This window comes from Allobosea sp. CS1GBMeth4, from assembly GCF_900185715.1.
In the GTDB taxonomy this organism is placed as follows: Bacteria; Pseudomonadota; Alphaproteobacteria; order Rhizobiales; family Beijerinckiaceae; genus Allobosea.
Genome location: NZ_FYAS01000014.1, coordinates 78,949 through 94,954 on the forward strand (window position 1 = coordinate 78,949; position 16,006 = coordinate 94,954).

The 16,006-nt window shown below is 68.4% G+C and carries 14 protein-coding genes; 5 read left to right on the top strand and 9 right to left on the bottom strand.

Annotation, left to right across the window (positions count from 1 at the left end; genetic code table 11):
- On the bottom strand, positions 1 to 555 hold the full coding sequence (locus tag CS1GBM4_RS07720) for an XRE family transcriptional regulator (protein ID WP_186418123.1): 555 nt from the start codon (positions 553 to 555) through the stop codon (positions 1 to 3).
- Positions 556 to 688: 133 nt separating this feature from the next.
- Between CS1GBM4_RS07720 and CS1GBM4_RS07725 the strand changes: the two genes are divergently transcribed.
- On the top strand, positions 689 to 1,576 hold the full coding sequence (locus tag CS1GBM4_RS07725; protein WP_186418124.1) for an EamA family transporter: 888 nt from the start codon (positions 689 to 691) through the stop codon (positions 1,574 to 1,576).
- 4 nt (positions 1,577 to 1,580) lie between these two features.
- Here CS1GBM4_RS07725 and CS1GBM4_RS07730 read toward each other — a convergent pair whose 3' ends face one another.
- Positions 1,581 to 2,675: a YbhN family protein gene (locus tag CS1GBM4_RS07730; protein ID WP_186418125.1), complete on the bottom strand. Its 1,095-nt coding sequence runs from the start codon at positions 2,673 to 2,675 to the stop codon at positions 1,581 to 1,583.
- A 454-nt stretch (positions 2,676 to 3,129) separates the two neighbouring features.
- Here CS1GBM4_RS07730 and CS1GBM4_RS07735 point away from each other — a divergent pair, with 454 nt between their 5' ends.
- The 4 genes from CS1GBM4_RS07735 to CS1GBM4_RS07750 all read left to right on the top strand — a co-directional run bounded on the left by CS1GBM4_RS07735 (position 3,130) and on the right by CS1GBM4_RS07750 (position 9,428).
- Entirely contained in the window at positions 3,130 to 4,917 is a 1,788-nt protein-coding gene (locus CS1GBM4_RS07735) for a peptide ABC transporter substrate-binding protein (protein ID WP_186418126.1), read from the top strand.
- 146 nt (positions 4,918 to 5,063) lie between these two features.
- Positions 5,064 to 6,023: an ABC transporter permease gene (locus tag CS1GBM4_RS07740; protein WP_186418127.1), complete on the top strand. Its 960-nt coding sequence runs from the start codon at positions 5,064 to 5,066 to the stop codon at positions 6,021 to 6,023.
- Positions 5,989 to 6,930, top strand: coding sequence for an ABC transporter permease (locus tag CS1GBM4_RS07745; protein WP_186418128.1), 942 nt, complete (start codon positions 5,989 to 5,991; stop codon positions 6,928 to 6,930). Before CS1GBM4_RS07740 ends, CS1GBM4_RS07745 begins: the two co-directional genes overlap by 35 nt.
- A 383-nt stretch (positions 6,931 to 7,313) precedes the next feature.
- On the top strand, positions 7,314 to 9,428 hold the full coding sequence (locus CS1GBM4_RS07750; RefSeq protein ID WP_348522315.1) for a TonB-dependent siderophore receptor: 2,115 nt from the start codon (positions 7,314 to 7,316) through the stop codon (positions 9,426 to 9,428).
- A gap of 15 nt (positions 9,429 to 9,443) precedes the next feature.
- Here the strand turns inward: CS1GBM4_RS07750 and CS1GBM4_RS07755 are convergent, their stop codons facing one another.
- From CS1GBM4_RS07755 to soxB, 7 genes are all read right to left on the bottom strand, one after another.
- Entirely contained in the window at positions 9,444 to 9,830 is a 387-nt protein-coding gene (locus CS1GBM4_RS07755) for a cytochrome c family protein (protein WP_186418130.1), read from the bottom strand.
- A 64-nt stretch (positions 9,831 to 9,894) separates the two neighbouring features.
- Positions 9,895 to 11,169: an NAD(P)/FAD-dependent oxidoreductase gene (locus CS1GBM4_RS07760; RefSeq protein ID WP_186418131.1), complete on the bottom strand. Its 1,275-nt coding sequence runs from the start codon at positions 11,167 to 11,169 to the stop codon at positions 9,895 to 9,897.
- Between the two features lie 46 nt (positions 11,170 to 11,215).
- On the bottom strand, positions 11,216 to 11,740 hold the full coding sequence (locus CS1GBM4_RS07765; protein ID WP_186418132.1) for a DsrE family protein: 525 nt from the start codon (positions 11,738 to 11,740) through the stop codon (positions 11,216 to 11,218).
- A 114-nt stretch (positions 11,741 to 11,854) separates the two neighbouring features.
- Positions 11,855 to 12,205 carry a c-type cytochrome gene (locus CS1GBM4_RS07770; protein ID WP_244607113.1) on the bottom strand — a complete coding sequence of 117 codons (351 nt, stop codon included), beginning with the start codon at positions 12,203 to 12,205 and terminating at the stop codon, positions 11,855 to 11,857.
- Positions 12,205 to 12,951 (bottom strand): cytochrome c, encoded by a 747-nt coding sequence (locus tag CS1GBM4_RS07775; RefSeq protein ID WP_186418133.1) that lies wholly within the window; start codon positions 12,949 to 12,951, stop codon positions 12,205 to 12,207. The genes CS1GBM4_RS07770 and CS1GBM4_RS07775 overlap by 1 nt, the downstream gene beginning before the upstream one ends.
- Positions 12,935 to 14,209 carry a sulfite dehydrogenase gene (gene soxC / locus CS1GBM4_RS07780; RefSeq protein ID WP_186418134.1) on the bottom strand — a complete coding sequence of 425 codons (1,275 nt, stop codon included), beginning with the start codon at positions 14,207 to 14,209 and terminating at the stop codon, positions 12,935 to 12,937. Before soxC ends, CS1GBM4_RS07775 begins: the two co-directional genes overlap by 17 nt.
- A gap of 43 nt (positions 14,210 to 14,252) precedes the next feature.
- Positions 14,253 to 15,950: a thiosulfohydrolase SoxB gene (gene soxB / locus CS1GBM4_RS07785; RefSeq protein ID WP_186418135.1), complete on the bottom strand. Its 1,698-nt coding sequence runs from the start codon at positions 15,948 to 15,950 to the stop codon at positions 14,253 to 14,255.
- Positions 15,951 to 16,006 lie beyond the last annotated feature (56 nt).

Here is a 16,006-nt window from a genome sequence, read left to right on the forward strand (position 1 = left end):
TCAGCGCCGGCTCACCACCACGAGATAGCGCGCCGGCTCCGGGCCGGGATTGCTGAAGCGGCAATCGCTCGGCGGGCCGAGCTCCATGCAGTCGCCCGGCCCCAGCCGCGTGATGCTGCCGCCCTCGTCGAAATCGAGCAGGCCGGACTGCATCCAGATCTGCTGGCGGATGAAGGCGTAGGAGCTGGCGGGATAGGCGATCGCCGCGCCGGGCGGGAGCTCGCCGGCGACGAGTTCGAGGTCGCCGTTGCCAGCCGGCGAGATGGCGCGGCGGATGAAGCCGGTCTCCGGGTCGCGCCAGACCGGCTGGTCGGCGGCGCGGCGGAGACGCTCGCCGGCATTCTCGATCCGCGCGAGCAGGTTCGAGAGGGTCAGGCCGAAGGCGCCGGAGAGCCGGCCGAGCAGGACCGCGGTCGGGCTCGCCTCGCCGCGCTCGATCCGGCTGATCATCGCCCGCGAGACGCCGGAGCGCTCGGCGAGATCGTTCAGGCTCCAGCCGCGGACCTCGCGCTCGTTGCGCAGCCGTTCGGCCAATCTTGACGCGAGATCGTCCATCATCATACCCTCTATTCTCTTATAATAGAGCGCGGCGCGGGCGTTGGCCAGATGGCGAGGCGGCGTCGCGTCGCCGGCGACGGCCGCATCCCGGCCAGCATCGCCGCTCCCCTCCACACATCAAGCGCAGCCCATGTCCCGCAACGCCGCCCTCTTCGCGCTGATGTGCCTCGTCTGGGGGCTGACCTGGCTACCGATCAAGGTCGGGGCGCAGCATGTGCCGCCGGTCTTCCTCGCCGCCTCGCGCTTCGTCATCGCCGGCACGCTGATGCTGGCCTGGGCCGGACGGGACGCGCTGCGGGTGCCGGCCGGAGCCTGGACGCGCGTCGTCATGACGGCGCTGCTGCTGAACACCGGCAACTATACCCTGCTGTTCTGGGGCACCGCCCAGGCGCCGACCGGGCTCGCGGCGATCGTCAACTTCGCCACCATCCCGATCTTCACCATCATCGCCAGCCGCATGATCGAAGGGCACGGGATCGGCAGGCGCAAGCTCGCCGCGATCGGGCTCGGCGCGGTCGGACTCGGCTTCCTGTTCTCGACGCGGGCGCTGGGCGGGCTCGCCGCGGCGCAGGGCGGGCCGCTCGAGCTCTGGGGGCTGGCCGCCGTCGCGGCCGGCACGCTGCTCTACTGCTTCGGCGCGGTCCGGTCGCGGCCGGTGATGGGCCGCATCCCGACGCTGACGCTGGCCGGCTGGCAGACGCTGATCGGCGGCTTCGGGCTCTGCCTGATGTCGGCCCTGCTGGAGGATGTCAGGCCGGCCCATTTCGGCGCGCTGCTGTCCTGGCCGGTGCTGCCGGCGCTGGCGGTCCTCGTCGTCGGCGGCTCGCTGATCGGCTTCACCATCTATCTGCGGCTGGTGCGCGACTGGGGCGCCTTCCGGGCCGGGCTCTACGCCTTCATCAGCCCGGCGGTCGCGGTGGGGGCAGGGGTGCTCGCGCTGGGCGAGCCGTTCGGTCCGGCGGAGGCGGTCGGCAGCCTGCTGATGTTCGGGGCGGCGGCGATCGCGCTGAAGCGCTGAGGCCTCATTCGGGCTTGTCGATGTGCAGGGCTGCCGCCTTCGCCGCCGCCTGCTCCTGCGCCTTCACCTGCGTCTCGTGCGCCAGCGCCTTGCGCAATTGCGCGCGCTCGAAGGCGAGCACGATCGGCAGCGAGAACACCAGCGGAAGGATCAGGTAGAACAGCCGCCAGATCAGCAGGGCGGCGAAGACGGCGGGCGCCGGCACGCCCGGCATCACCGCCAGGAAGACCGCCTCCATCACGCCGACCCCGCCCGGCACCTGGCTGAGCAGGCCGGCCGAGAACGAGATCAGGAAGGCGCCGAGCACGATGAAGAAGCCGGGATTGCCCTGCTCCGGCAGGGCGAAATAGATGATGCCGGCGGCGCCCATCAGCTCCAGCGGGGCGGCGAGATATTGCCGGGCCACGATCGGCAGGCGCGGATAGACCAGCTCGAACGTGCCGATCCTGAGCGGCCTGAAGCGCAGCCAGGAGCCGATCGTATAGAGCAGGCAGAAGGCGAGCAGCGCGAAGCCGATCAGGCGCGCCTGCTTGTCGCCGATGCCGAACCAGTCGGAGAGGCGATGGAGCGGGCGCAGGATCTGCGGCTCGCCGACCAGGACGAGCCCCATCAGCAGGATGGTGCCGAAGGCGAAGGTGAAGGAGCAGAGCGCGACCAGCACCGCGATCTCGGCGGCGCTCAGGCCTTTGGCATGGTAGGCGCGGTAGCGCACCATCCCGCCGGAGAAGACCGAGGCGCCGATATTGTGGGAGAGGGCGTAGGTCACGAAGGAGCAGAGCGAGATATAGGCCCAGGAGATGCCCTTCTCGCGGTGGAGGTGCAGAAGCGCGATCCGGTCGTACCAGGCGAGCGCGGCATAGGCGACGAGCGTGGCGAGGCCGGCATGGAAGAAGGCGCCGGGCGGGATCAGCGCGATCTTCTGGCCGATGCCGAGGGCGACGATCTTGAACGCGTCCCAGAGCCCGGCCTGCTCGAGCTGGGCCGCGACCGCCTCGTTGGTCAGGGCCTCGGTCTTGAGCTTGTCCCAGAGCAGGTCGACGGACCAGATGACTGCGACGAGGCCGATCAGCGGCCAGAGATAGTCGAGGTACTTTTTCATCGAACCCGCGAGCAGCCGAAGGCGAGAGCAGAGCCCATATGCGATTCACGGCTTGTGCATGCAGGGGGGGCTGGACGCAAGTCGTGCGGTCTCTCTGCCAAAGCCGGCCCGGCAGGGCAAGCGCCGGCGCCGGAAGACCCGAGTGCCGGCTCGGCCGGGTGCGTCGCAAGCGACACCTTGTCGCGAAGGGGACGCTGCCGCCGACGCGCTGCGGGCCCGACGGCGCCGGGCGCAAGAGGGCGGATCTGCGGCGGCGCGCGCCGCGGCGAGGGGCCGGCCGCGCTCCGCCGAGGGAGCTCGGCGGCCGCATTTCGACCACGTCCTGACCATCGCTTGGGCACAGGCCGGTTGACGCCTCCGAGGACGCATGCCTTCCTGCGCTGCCGATCATAAGAAAAGAGGCGAAACGCCTCGCATTCGGATCATGGACCGATGTCAGCAGAGGGGATCAGCAATGGATGAACACAAGTTGCGCGAACTGGTTGCGGGCGTGAAGGACGGGGCGGTCTCGCGGCGCGCCTTCATCCAGCGTCTGGCCGCGGTCGGCATCGCGGCCCCGATCGCCAGCCAGATCCTGGCCTGGAACGACGTCGCCATGGCGCAGGCGTCGCTGCAGTACAAGCCGACCAAGGCCGGCGGCGGCGGGCCGCTCAAGATCCTGCTCTGGCAGGCGCCGACGCTGCTCAACCCGCATTTCGCCAGCGGCACCAAGGACCAGATCGCCGGCCGCATCTTCTTCGAGCCGCTCGCCGGCTGGGACAAGGAGGGCAACCTCACGCCGCAGCTCGCCGCGGAGGTTCCGACCAAGGCCAATGGCGGGCTCTCCGCCGATGGCAAGGAGGTGATCTGGAAGCTGAAGCAGGGCGTCAAATGGCATGACGGCAAGCCGTTCACCGCCGACGACGTCGTCTTCACCTGGGAATACGCCGCCGATCCGGCGACCGCGGCCTACACCACCGGCGCCTACGCCAACATCAAGGTGGAGAAGATCGACGACCACACGGTCAAGGTCATCTTCAAGGAGCCGACGCCGTTCTGGGCCGATCCCTTCGTCGGCGTCGCCGGCCAGATCCTGCCGAAGCATCATTTCGGCGAGTACAAGGGCGCCAAGTCGCGCGAGGCCCCGGCAAACCTCAAGCCGGTCGGCACCGGTCCCTACAAGTTCGTCGACTTCAAGCCGGGCGACATCCTGATCGGCGAGCGCAATCCCGATTATCACGTCAAGAACCAGCCGCATTTCGACACGATCGAGGTCAAGGGCGGCGGCGACGCGGTCTCGGCGGCGCGGGCCGTGCTGCAGACCGGCGAGTTCGACTATGCCTGGAACCTGCAGGTCGAGGACGAGGTCCTGAAGCGGATGGAGACCGGCGGCCGCGGCAAGATCAGCGCGGTCGCCTCGGGCGACATCGAGTTCATCATCCTCAACACCACCGATCCGTGGACCGAGGTCGACGGCGAGCGCTCCAGCGTCAAGACCAAGCACCCGACCCTGTCGGATCCCAAGGTGCGCCAGGCGATCAACCTGCTGATCGACCGCGATTCGATCCAGAAGTTCATCTACGGCCGCGGCGGCACCGCGACGGCGAGCTTCGTCAACGAGCCGAAGCAGTTCAAGTCGCAGAAGCTGAAATACGAGTTCAACATCGAGAAGGCCAACAAGATCCTCGACGAGGCCGGCTACAAGCGCGGCGCCGACGGCATCCGCGAGAAGGACGGCAAGAAGCTCAAATACGTCTACCAGACCTCGATCAACGCCCCGCGCCAGAAGACGCAGGCGATCATCAAGCAGGCCTGCCAGAAGGCCGGCATCGACCTCGAGCTGAAGTCGGTGACGGCGTCGGTGTTCTTCTCCTCCGACGTGGCGAACCCCGACACCTACACGAAGCTCTATGTCGACATGGAGATGTACACGACCACGCAGCCGCAGCCCGATCCGGAGCGCTTCCTCAACCAGTTCACCTCCTGGGAGATCGCCAACAAGGAGAACAAGTGGCTGGGCCGGAACGTCTCGCGCTATTCGGACCCGGAGGCCGACAAGGCCTACAAGGAGGCGCAGAAGGAGCTCGACCCGGTCAAGCGGGCCGCGCTGCTGATCAAGGTCAACGAGATCTTCTGCGAAGCCAACGTCATCCTGCCGCTGCTCTCGCGCACCCGCGTCGCCGCCTCGGCGACGAGCCTGATGCACGATCACAGCGGCTGGGACGTCGACACCTGGAACGTGGCGGCCTGGTATCGGAGCTGAGGCCGGCAAGGCCGCCCGCGGCGCGCTGAGCAGCGCCTCGCGGGCGGACACCGTCCTCCGCTCGGCCGGTCCGGCCTGACGGCGGTTCGCCGCCGCCAGGCCCGTCAGGCTATCCCCGCGACCCGTCCGTTCCACGGGAATCCCAGATGGCGACCTATCTTCTGCGGCGATTGCTCATCGCCATTCCGAGCCTGCTCGGCATCAGCCTGATCCTGTTCACGGTCCTGGCCCTGGCGCCGGGCGATCCGTTCTCGGAAATGGCGACCAACCCCAACGTCCCGCCCGAGGTCCGCGAGGCGCTGCGCGCCAGCTTCGGCCTCAACGACCCGATCATGGTGCGCTATCTGCGCTGGCTCGCCGCGATGGCGCAGGGCGACTGGGGCTTCTCCTTCGCCAGCCGCATCGACGTCGACGACCTGATCCTGCAGCGCGTGCCCACCACGCTCTTCGTCGTCGGCTCCTCGCAGATCCTGGCGCTGTGCATCGCGCTGCCGGTCGGCATCTACGCGGCGACGCGGCCCTATTCGGTCTTCGACCAGATCGCCAACACGCTCGCCTTCGTCGGCTTCTCGCTGCCGACCTTCTTCACCGGGCTGCTGCTGATCCTGCTGTTCTCGATCAAGCTCGACTGGTTCCCGTTCGTCTATCGCTCCGACATCGCCGCGACCGGCTGGCGCTGGTACTGGGAGCTGTTCCGCCAGGCGATCATGCCGATCACCGTGCTCGGCCTGTTCCAGGCGGCCTCCTATACGCGCTATGTCCGCTCGGCGGTGCTCGACGTGATCCGGCTGGACTATGTCACCACGGCACGCGCCAAGGGGCTCAGCGAGAAGACCGTCACGCTGCGGCACATCACCCGCAACGCGCTGATCCCGGTGGTGACGCTCGTCGCCCTGCAGATGCCGGCGGTCTTCGGCGGCGCGATCGTCACCGAGCAGATCTTCCGGATTCCCGGCATCGGCTCGCTGCTGATCGACGCGATCCTCGCCAACGACACCCCCGTGATCATGGCCGTGACCTTCGTGTTCGCCTGCCTGGTCGTCCTGTTCAATCTCATCGCGGACCTGCTCTATGGCTGGCTCGACCCTCGCATCTCCTTCCGCTGAGCCCGCGGCCGTCGCCGCCGCGGCCTCCGTCTCGGTTTCGCCCGGGCGCGAGACCTGGCGGCGGTTCCGGCGCCATCGGCTCGCCATGGCGAGCACGATCGTGCTCGGCCTGCTGATCCTCGGCGTCGTCGTCGGCCCGTGGTTCTGGACCGTGCCGATCAACGAGATCGACTTCGCGGCGCAGCTCCAGGGCCCGTCCCTCGAGCATCCGTTCGGCACCGACGATCTCGGCCAGGATCTGCTGGCGCGGATGATGTACGGCGGCCGCATCTCGCTCGCCGTCGGCCTCGCCGCGATGGTGGTCGCGACCACGGTCGGCGTCGTGATCGGCGCTGTCGCCGGCATGTCGCGCAAGATCGCGGATCCCGTCCTGATGTGGGTGACGGACCTGTTCCTGTCGCTGCCGCAGCTGCCGCTGCTGCTGCTCGTGATCTACCTGTTCCGCGAGCAGCTGAAGGCCATCTTCGGGGTCGAGGGCGGCGTCTTCATCCTGATCGTCGTCGTGATCGGCGGCCTGCGCTGGATGCCGGTGGCCCGGCTGGTGCGGGCGCAGTTCCTGTCGCTGCGCGAGAAGGAGTTCGTCGAGGCCGCCAGGGCCCAGGGCGCCACCAGGTTCCGCCAGATGACGCGGCACATCCTGCCCAACGCCCTCGGCCCGGTGATCGTCGCCTCGACCATCGAGGTCTCCTCGGCGATCATCGCGGAATCGACGCTCTCCTTCCTGGGCCTCGGCTTTCCGCCCGATATCCCGACCTGGGGGCGCCTGCTCTTCGACGCCAAGGACCAGCTCGACACCGCTCCGCACTGGGCCCTGTTCCCGGGCGCGGCGATCTTCCTGACGGTGCTGTCGATCAACTTCATCGGCGACGGCCTGCGCGACGCGCTCGATCCGCGCCGCGTCATCTGACGCGGCGAGGTGCTTCCGGCGGACGAGCCCTTCGGCTCGAGCCGCCGGCCGTCCCGCCGAGGCAGCCGGGCGATGCCGCGTCGCCCGATCGCGAGGGGCGCCGCGTCTGCGCTCGAGGGGAGGCGACTGGTAGATTGGAATTCGCGAGTTGAAGTAATTAAAAAGTATTCGTTGCGAATATGGTACAGTCGGATGCAGTTGTAGCGCTGACGATCCGTTGAGGCGCATCGGTGCTTTTCTTTTTTTGACGCAGCGAACAGGGTCCCCGCCGATCGGAAACGTTCCGATCGGCTGGTTCGGGGTCCTTTATGTCCAGAATTCGTTCCGCGACGACGTGCCGTCGTTCCCGTCCGCTCCCCGGCATGGGCGGGCGTCTGCCGTCCTTGCTGACGAGCACGGCCCTCGCCTTGGTCGCGGCGTCGGCGGCCGGCGCGCAGGAGCGGTCCGGGAGCCAGCTCCAGCTCGAGGAGATCGTGGTCGAAGGCCCGGCCAACGCTGCCGGCGTGCCCGCCCCGTTCGCCGGCGGGCAGGTTGCGCAAGGCAGCCGGCTCGGCCTGCTCGGCAATGCCGGGACGCTGACATCGCCCTTCAGCGCGACGAGCTATACCGGAGAGCTCGCACGCAACCTGCAAGCCTCGACCGTCGCCGATGCGCTGATCCTCGATCCGTCGGTGCGCAGTTCGCACCCGGCCGGCGGGATCGTCGATTCCTTCAATATCCGCGGATTCCCGATCGGCGAGGGCAATAGCGGCGAGATCGCCTTCGACGGCATTTACGGCGTCGCGCCGAACTATCGCGTCTTCACCGACTATGCCGAGCGCATCGAGGTGCTGAAGGGGCCGGCCGCGGCGTTGACCGGCATCGCGCCCAATGGCGGCGTCGGCGGCGTGATCAACGTCGTGCCCAAGCGCGCCGAGGCCGATATCACCCGTATCGGCGCCGAGTTCTCGTCGAAGGCCCATGGCGGCGCGACCTTCGACATCGCCCGCCGGTTCGGCCCCGACCGCGCGTTCGGTCTGCGTGCCAACGGCTCCCTGCGCGGCGGCGACACGGCGGTCGAGCGACAGTCCGAGCAGACCGGCATCGCGTCGCTCGCGCTCGACTATCAGGGCGAGCGCTTCCGCAGCTGGCTCTACGGCCTCGCCCAGCGCGACGATTTCGACGCACCGTCGCGCCCGTTCCTGATGACGCGGGGCCTGCCGGTGCCATCCGCGCCGAGCGGACGCGAGAACGTCATCCAGCCCTGGGAATGGTCGCGCATCGAGGACCGCTCGGTGCTGTGGAAGAACGAGGTCGATCTCACCGACCAGATCACGATGTTCGGCAATGTCGGCGGCTCGCAGACCCGCGTCGAGCGCTTCTTCGGCCTGCCGACGATCCTGAACGCGCGCGGCGACACCAGCCATCTGCCGCAATATTTCGACCTCGGCATCGGCCGCCAGAGCTACGAGGCCGGCATCCGTGCCCGGTTCGAGACGGGCTTCGTCAAGCATTCGCTGACCCTGCAGGCGTCCTATTATCGCGAGACGCTGGAGCGGGCGCTGACGAACGGCGCGCCGGTCCTGTCGAACATCTACGCGCCGGGCTGGAGCGCCCCGCAGCTCGCGAGCCGGGCCCCGCGCACGCGCCTGTCCGACAGCGACCTGACGAGCTTCGCGCTCGCCGACACCATGTCGGCCTTCGACGAACGGGTGATGCTGACGCTGGGCGTCCGCCGGCAGTCGGTCGCCTCGCACAATTACGCAGCGGGCACCGGCATCCTGACCTCGGCCTATGACGAGAGCGCCACCACGCCCGTCGTCGGGCTCGTGCTGCGGCCGCTGGATCACCTCTCGGTCTACGCCAATTACGTCGAGGGCCTGAGCCGCGGCGACGTCGCCCCGGCCACGGCGAGCAATGCCGGCGAGACCTTCGCGCCTTACCGCACCAAGCAGTACGAGGCCGGCGTCAAGCTTCAGTATGGCAGCTTCGGCGCCTCGCTCGCCGGCTTCCAGATCGACAAGCCCAGCGGCGAACTGAATGGCGGCGTGTTCTCCGTCACCGGCGAGCAGCGCGTGCGCGGGCTCGAGCTCAGTGTCTACGGCGAGGTGACGCCGCAGCTGCGCCTGCTGGGCGGCGCCTCGCTGCTCGACGGAAAGCTGACCAGGACCGCGGTCGCCGCCAATCTCGGCAACCGGCCGATCGGCGTCGCGCCGGTGCAGCTCAATCTCGGCGCCGAATGGGATGTGCCCTGGCTCAGGGGGCTGACGCTGACCGGGGCGCTGATCCACACCGGCAAGCAGTATGTCGATGCGGCCAACACCCAGTCGCTGCCGGACTGGACGCGGGTCGATCTCGGCGCGCGCTATGCGACCGAGATCGCCGGGCGCAGGACGGTGTTCCGCGCGACGGTGCAGAACGTCGCCGACAGCAAGTACTGGTCGAGCGTCGCCTCCTTCGGCACCTTCTATGTCGGGGCGCCGCGCACGCTCAGGCTGTCGATGTCGGTGGATCTGTAGGGAACGCGGCCCTGCTCACATCTTCTTGCCGTCCTTGCCGAACTGCTTGAGGAAGGCGGTGAGATCCTTGATCTCCTGCTCGTTCTTGATGCCGGCGAAGACCATCTTGGTGCCGGGGATCTTGGCCTTCGGGTCCTTGATGTACTCGGCGAAGGTCGCCTCGTCCCAGGTCAGGTTGGCGCCCTTGTTCGCGGCCGAATAGCTGTAGCCCTCGACCTCGCCGGTATGCCGGCCGAACAGGCCGTTGAGGTGCGGGCCGACCAGGTTCTTGGCGCCTTCGCCGATCTGGTGGCAGGCGCGGCACTTGTTCCACGAACGCTCCCCGGCGGCGACGTCCTGCGCCCGCGCGCCGGTCGTGACCAGGGCGGCGGCGAGGGCAGCGGCGATGATGGGCAGTCTCATGCGTCTATCCTGATTGCGGGAGAGAAGGTTGAGCCGCCGAAAGCGGCGGCGTGGCGAGCGGCTGTCAGCCGAACATGTCGGCGGTGATCGCCGCATACCAGCCGATGTTCTCGGCCTGGTTCTCCTTGCGCAGCTCGGCGCTCTCGCGCGGCTGGGAGACGAAGGTCTCGGTGGCGGCGATCTTGCCGTCCCTGGCCTCGTAGCGGCCGCCGACCTTGACGGTGTCGTCGGTCTCGATCAGCGACCAGCAGGTGTTGATGTAGCGCGCCGGGAAGGTCCGGGCGTTGGTGAGCTCGCCGCGGATCACCATGGCCGCGACCTTGGCCTGGCTGTTGGCGGCGAAGGCGGATTTCGGCATGTCGCCGGCGATGCAGGCGTCGCCGAGCACGAAGATGTTCGGATCGGCGACGGACTTCATCGTGGCGGGGTCGATGGTGCAATAGCCGCCGGCGGGCGCGAGGCCGGCCGCCCGGGCGATCTCGCCGGCCATCTGCGCCGGGATGACGTTGACGAAGGCGCAATCCTTGTAGGTCTCGAAGCCGGTGACGACGGTGTTCGTCTTCGGGTCGACGGATTTGATGCCGTCATGGACCTTGGGGCCGAGCCATTCGATCATCGAGCCGTAATGCTTCTCCCAGCCCTCCTGGAAGACGCCCTGCTTCGAGAAGCTCTCCTTCGGGTCGAGGACGAAGATCTTGCAGTCGCCCCTGCCGCTCGCCTTGAGCGCATGGGCGAACATCGAGACGCGCTCATAGGGGCCGGGCGGGCAGCGATAGGGGTTGGGCGGGGCGATCATCACGAGCGTGCCGCCATTTTGCACGGCGTCGAGCTTCTGCCTGACGAGCTGCGTCTGCCGGCCGGGCTTCCAGCCATGCGGCATCGCCTCCTCGGCCTCCTTCGACCAGCCGGGGACGGAATCGTATTTCAGGTCGATGCCGGGCGAGACGACGAGGCGGTCATAGGGCAGGCGGTCGCCGGTCGAGAGCACGACCTCCTTCCTGTCCCGGTCGATCCGGGTGGCGCGGGCGCGGGCGAGCGTGACGCCGTGGTTCTTCGCCAGCGCGTCGTAGCGATGGCTGATCTCGTCATAGCTCTTGAAGCCGCCGATGAAGAGGTTGGAATGGAAGCAGGTCTGGTAGGCCTCGTTCTCCTCGACCAGGGTCACCGCAACGGCGCCGTTCGAATCCCTGGCGACGTATTTCGCCGCGGTCGCGCCGCCGGCTCCGCCGCCGATCACGACGACGCGCGGCTTGCCCTGGCCGAGCACGGCCGGCGAGGCGATGGCGAAGCTTCCGGCGGCGGCGAGGCCGGACAGGAATGAGCGGCGGCTGGCAAGCATGATGTCCTCTCCCGTTCCCATCGTGACGGCTGGTGTCCTGCGAATGCTATCCGACCTTCAGATAGGCGAAGCCCCTGGCCTGCATCGCGGCGACGGCCGCGACGCCGGACGGCACGAAGCTCACGAACTCCGCCTTGCGCGCCTTGCCCTTGTCGATCTTCAGCCGCGCGAAGGTGATCTCGCAGAGATGGACCTTCAGCCCGTTCCTGGCGACGTCCTCGACGCGCTCGAAGATCTTCGGGACCATGACCTCGTCGCGCCAGCTCGTGTCCTCGAGTGTCTCCAGGAAGAACTTCACGCCGGGGCCGTGCGCGACGATGGCGAGCTGGAGCGCGAACGGGTCGGCGCCATAGGCGGAGTAATGGTTCGCGATGTTCTGCAGCATCTGGACGAAGCGCGGCGGGTCGCCGAAATCGCAATGGTAGAGGCAGGCGATGTCGGCCTCCTTCCGGAGCTCGGCGAGCGCCATCTGCCGGGGCGCTGCGAGCGCCGGCGCCGCCGCGGCGACGACGCCGCTCGCCGCCGCCAGCATCAGGGCCCGGCGCGAAGCCTGCTGCGTTTCCTCCGACATCGTGTCCACCTCCGCTGACCGGGCCATGCGCCCGGCTAAGGCTGGAGCCGGATCCGATCAGGCTGTGCCAGCCAGATCGATGAACCCGCCTCCCATTTCGAGGTGGAGACCGCTTTACCGTTCAGCGTGTGCAGCAGGCTGATCGGAACGGGCTCCAGGCTTCAGACTCGCATAGTAGGCGGCGAGGGCTGCGATCTCCTCGCCGGAGAGCCGGGCCGCCACCGCCTGCATCACCTTGTTGTCGCGCTGGCGCTGCCGATAGGCGTTCATCAGCGCGACGAACTGCTCGGCCGGATGGCCGGTGATCGCCGGGATGCCGCCGACCTGCCTGCCGCTGCTCTGGTGGCAGCTCGTGCATTCGGACGAGAGATATTCCCCGAGTGCCCGGTCGCCCTCCGCCCTGGCCGGCGCGCTGGCCAGCATCAGCCCGAGCATCGCAAGCTGGACGGCGCCGGCCAGCGGCATCAGTCGACCTTCGGCGCGGTCTTGGCATCGGGCGTCACGTCGAGCACCGCCGCCCGTCCGGTGATCGTCACCTGCTGCTTGCAGTCGCTCATGCACGGCTCCCTGCCCCAGAAGGCCTTCTCCGTGGTCTCGCGGTCGTCGTCGTAGAAGGCGGCCGCGTTCGGCAGCTTCACAGAGGTAAAGTTCTTATCGGACAGTTCGAAGTCCTCGTCCTTCACGATGTCGTTGAGGTAGAGGAGATAGGCGGTGACGGCGTAGATCTCGTCCGGCGAGAGCGAGCGCGCATTGCCGAAGGGCATGGCGCGGCGGACATAGTCGAACACGGTCGACAGGTCGGACCAGAACGAGCCGATCGTCTTCTCCGGACGGTCCGACCGCAGCGAGCCCTGGCCGCCGGCCAGCACCGGCCAGCGGCCATTGCCCTGGCCGAATTCCCCGTGGCAGCTGGCGCATTGCGCCTGGAAGATCTCGTCGCCCTGCCTGACCGTGCCCTTGCCGGGCGGCAGGCCCTTGCCGTCGGGGCGCACGGATATGGCCCAGGCCTGGATCTCCTCGGGCAGCGCCTCGCGGCCGAGGCCGAGTTTCGCCGCCGGCGCGGGAGCGCCCGTCGCGGCCTTTGCCGGCGGATGCGCCTGCGCCGACTTGGCCGGGGCGGCCGCTTTGGTCTGCGCGATCAGCGGGGCGGCGGCCAGCACCGCGGCCGCCGCGAAGCCCGCGAGCAGGAGGGGGCTAGCCGATCTCGACATTCTCGGTCTCCCCGTTCGCCTTCACATGCCAGGTCTGGATGCCGTTGTTGTGATAGATCGAGTTGGTGCCGCGGATCTTGCGCAGCTCGTCCTTGGTCGGCTGGAGATAGCCGGTCGAGTCGATGGCGCGGGACTGGATCAGCAGATCCTGCCCGGCCCAGTCGAAATCGACGTAGAAGCGGGTCAGGGACTTGTCGAGGGCCGGCCCGTCGATCCGCGCATGCTGCCAGTTCCGGCCGCCGTCGAGGGTGACGTCGACGCGCTTGATGGCGCCGCGCCCGGACCAGGCGAGGCCGGTGAGGACGTTGCGGCCCTTGTGCCGGAGCGGGGCCTGGGGCGAGGGATTGGTCACCACCGACTTGGCGTCCATGACGAAGGTGAAGCGGCGCGAGCGGCCATCGGCCAGCAGATCGGTGTATTTCGAGGTTTCCTCGCGGGCCTGCCAGGGCATGTCGCCGACCTCGATGCGCCGGAGCCATTTGACCCAGAGATTGCCCTCCCAGCCCGGGATGACGGCGCGCAGCGGGTAGCCCTGGTCGGGCCGCAGCGCCTCGCCGTTCATGGCGAAGGCGATCAGCACGTCGTCGAGCGCCTTGTCGAGCGGCAGCGAGCGGTTCATGCCGGAGGCGTCGGCGCCTTCCAGCATCAGCCATTTCGCCTGGGGCTTCAGCCCGGCCTCCGCCAGCAGCAGCTTCAGCGGCACGCCGGTATACATGACGTTGTGGACCATGCCGTGGGTGAACTGGCAGCCGTTGAGCTGCGCGCCGCGCCACTCCATCCCCGAATTCGCCGCGCATTCGAGGAAATGGATGCGGTTCTGCCGCGGCATCCGCCTGATGTCCTCCATGGTGAAGACCAGCGGCTTTTCGACCAGGCCATGGATCATCAGCCGGTGGCTGGCGGGATCGATCTCGGCGATGCCGCCGTGATGGCGCGAGAAGCACAGGCCGGACGGGGTGATGATGCCGTCGAGCTCGTGCAGCGGCGTGAAGCTGACCGAGGATTCGGGCGAGGCCGTCAGCCAGGGGACGTCGCGGCGGATCACGTGCCTCTCGAAGCGCGAGGGCATGCCGTAGGGCCGCTTGTCGACACCCTCGCCGAGATAGCGGTTCCAGTCCTGGACCTCGGTGATCAGCGGATCGGGCTTGCCCGCTTCGGCGCGGGCGGTTCCGGCGCCGGCGAGGCCGGCTCCGGCGAGCGCCGCCCCGCCGAGGAAGCGGCGGCGGCTCAGCGCATCGGGTCTTGCGGGAGAGGTCATGCCTCGTCTCCTCGTCCTTCGCGGGTCACGGTGGTGGCGGCGCTCATGCCCCGCTCACCTTCACGGCGTCGTTCGGCTTGATCGTGATGGTCCGGGCCGCGGCGACATGGTCGCGCACCACATCCCAGATCGGCGGCCCCTGCGTGCCTTCGTTGACGCTGGCCCAGCCGGCGACGACGTAGCGCTTGCCGGCCTCGATCGGCCGGCCCGACTTCAGATGGGTCAGGCCGGAAATGCGGCTGCCCATCGACTTGCCGACATCGATGGCGTAGCCCATGCCGCCGGTGCGGACCATGTCGCCGCCGCCCTGGAAATAGGGGTCGGGGTGGAAGATGTTGTCGGCGACGTCCTCGAGGATGTCCTTGAGCTGCTGGCCGGTCATCTCCATCCGGTAGCAGTTCGGATAGGTGATCGCGGTCGCGTTGCTGATCGCTTCCCAGGTGATCGGCTCACCCGGGAGCAGCGTGCCGCCCCAGCGGAAGCCGGGCGAGAGCGCGATCTCGGCGTCGCGCTGGCTCAGCATGGCGTCGCAGATCAGATCGTCGAAGGTGCCGTTGAAATTGCCGCGCCGGTAGAGCAGCGACTCGGTGCGGCCGATCTCCTTCGCCAGCTCCGTCGCATAGGGCGCGCGCAGCTTCGTCACCAGCGCCGCCATCTCCGGGTCGGGCGCGACCGCCTCGCTGAAGACCGGCATCAGCTTGAAGCGGATATCGGAGACCTTGCCGTCCTTCACCGCGATGTCGAGGCGCGAGACGAACTTGCCGTGCGAGCCGGAGGCGACGAGCACGGTCTGCCCGACGCGAATCAGGCCGGGCATGGCGTCATGCGTATGCGCGGTCAGGATGATGTCGATGCCCTTGACGCGGCTCGCCAGCTTGCGGTCGACATCGAAGCCGTCATGCGAGAGCAGCACGACGATCGCGGCGCCTTCGGCACGGGCTTCCTCGACCTGCTTCTGCAATTCGTCCTCGCGGATGCCGAACTCCCAGTCGGGGAACATCCAGCGCGGGTTGGCGACGGCGGTGCGCGGCAGCGCCTGGCCGATCACCGCCACCTTGACGCCGCCCTTCTCGAAGAGCTTGCGCGGCGGGAAGACCGGCTCGTTCCATTCCTTGTCGCGGATGTTCTGGGCGAGGAAGGCGAAGGGCGCGGCCTCGACGATCTCCTTGACGCGCTCGGCGCCGAGCGTGAACTCCCAGTGCGAGGTCATCGCGTCGAGCTTCAGGGCCGACATGACCTCGACCATGTCCTGGCCCTTGGTCTGGAGCGCGCTCCAGCTGCCCTGCCAGGTGTCGCCGCCGTCGAGCAGCAGGACCTTGTCGTCGCCGCGCTCCGCCCGCACGGCCTTGATCAGCGTCGCGATCCGGTCGAGCCCGCCCATCCGGCCATAGTTGCGCGCCAACGCGACGAAGTCGTCCGAGGTCAGCGCGAAGGCGTCGGCCGAGCCGGCGGCGATCCTGAAGTGCTCGCGGAAGGCGGCGTCGGTCAGGTGCGGCGGCAGTCCCCTGACCTCGCCGACGCCGAGATTGACCGCCGGCTCGCGGAACTGCAGCGGCATGAGCTGGGCGTGGATGTCGGCGACGTGCAGGATGGTGACCTGCCCTTGCGGCTCGAAGCGCAGAATGTCGGCCTGCGACAGCTTCTGCTGGGCGGCGGCGCGCCCGAGCGGGCCGAGGCCGGAGCCGGTCGCCAGTGCCGCGGCGACCGCCGTCGCCTGCAGGAATTCGCGTCGTGAGATCATGACTCGTCCTTTGGATCCGCGCACATCGCGATCCAGAGCTTGGCAATCGGAGTTTT

What these genes read in the sequence shown, in the direction of transcription:
- CS1GBM4_RS07720 (WP_186418123.1), bottom strand. Translation starts at nt 555, where the DNA reads ATGGACGATCTCGCGTCAAGATTGGCCGAACGGCTGCGCAACGAGCGC.
- CS1GBM4_RS07725 (WP_186418124.1), top strand. Translation starts at nt 689, where the DNA reads ATGTCCCGCAACGCCGCCCTCTTCGCGCTGATGTGCCTCGTCTGGGGG.
- CS1GBM4_RS07730 (WP_186418125.1), bottom strand. Translation starts at nt 2,675, where the DNA reads ATGAAAAAGTACCTCGACTATCTCTGGCCGCTGATCGGCCTCGTCGCA.
- CS1GBM4_RS07735 (WP_186418126.1), top strand. Translation starts at nt 3,130, where the DNA reads ATGGATGAACACAAGTTGCGCGAACTGGTTGCGGGCGTGAAGGACGGG.
- CS1GBM4_RS07740 (WP_186418127.1), top strand. Translation starts at nt 5,064, where the DNA reads ATGGCGACCTATCTTCTGCGGCGATTGCTCATCGCCATTCCGAGCCTG.
- CS1GBM4_RS07745 (WP_186418128.1), top strand. Translation starts at nt 5,989, where the DNA reads ATGGCTGGCTCGACCCTCGCATCTCCTTCCGCTGAGCCCGCGGCCGTC.
- CS1GBM4_RS07755 (WP_186418130.1), bottom strand. Translation starts at nt 9,830, where the DNA reads ATGAGACTGCCCATCATCGCCGCTGCCCTCGCCGCCGCCCTGGTCACG.
- CS1GBM4_RS07760 (WP_186418131.1), bottom strand. Translation starts at nt 11,169, where the DNA reads ATGCTTGCCAGCCGCCGCTCATTCCTGTCCGGCCTCGCCGCCGCCGGA.
- CS1GBM4_RS07765 (WP_186418132.1), bottom strand. Translation starts at nt 11,740, where the DNA reads ATGTCGGAGGAAACGCAGCAGGCTTCGCGCCGGGCCCTGATGCTGGCG.
- CS1GBM4_RS07770 (WP_244607113.1), bottom strand. Translation starts at nt 12,205, where the DNA reads ATGCCGCTGGCCGGCGCCGTCCAGCTTGCGATGCTCGGGCTGATGCTG.
- CS1GBM4_RS07775 (WP_186418133.1), bottom strand. Translation starts at nt 12,951, where the DNA reads ATGTCGAGATCGGCTAGCCCCCTCCTGCTCGCGGGCTTCGCGGCGGCC.
- soxC (WP_186418134.1), bottom strand. Translation starts at nt 14,209, where the DNA reads ATGACCTCTCCCGCAAGACCCGATGCGCTGAGCCGCCGCCGCTTCCTC.
- soxB (WP_186418135.1), bottom strand. Translation starts at nt 15,950, where the DNA reads ATGATCTCACGACGCGAATTCCTGCAGGCGACGGCGGTCGCCGCGGCA.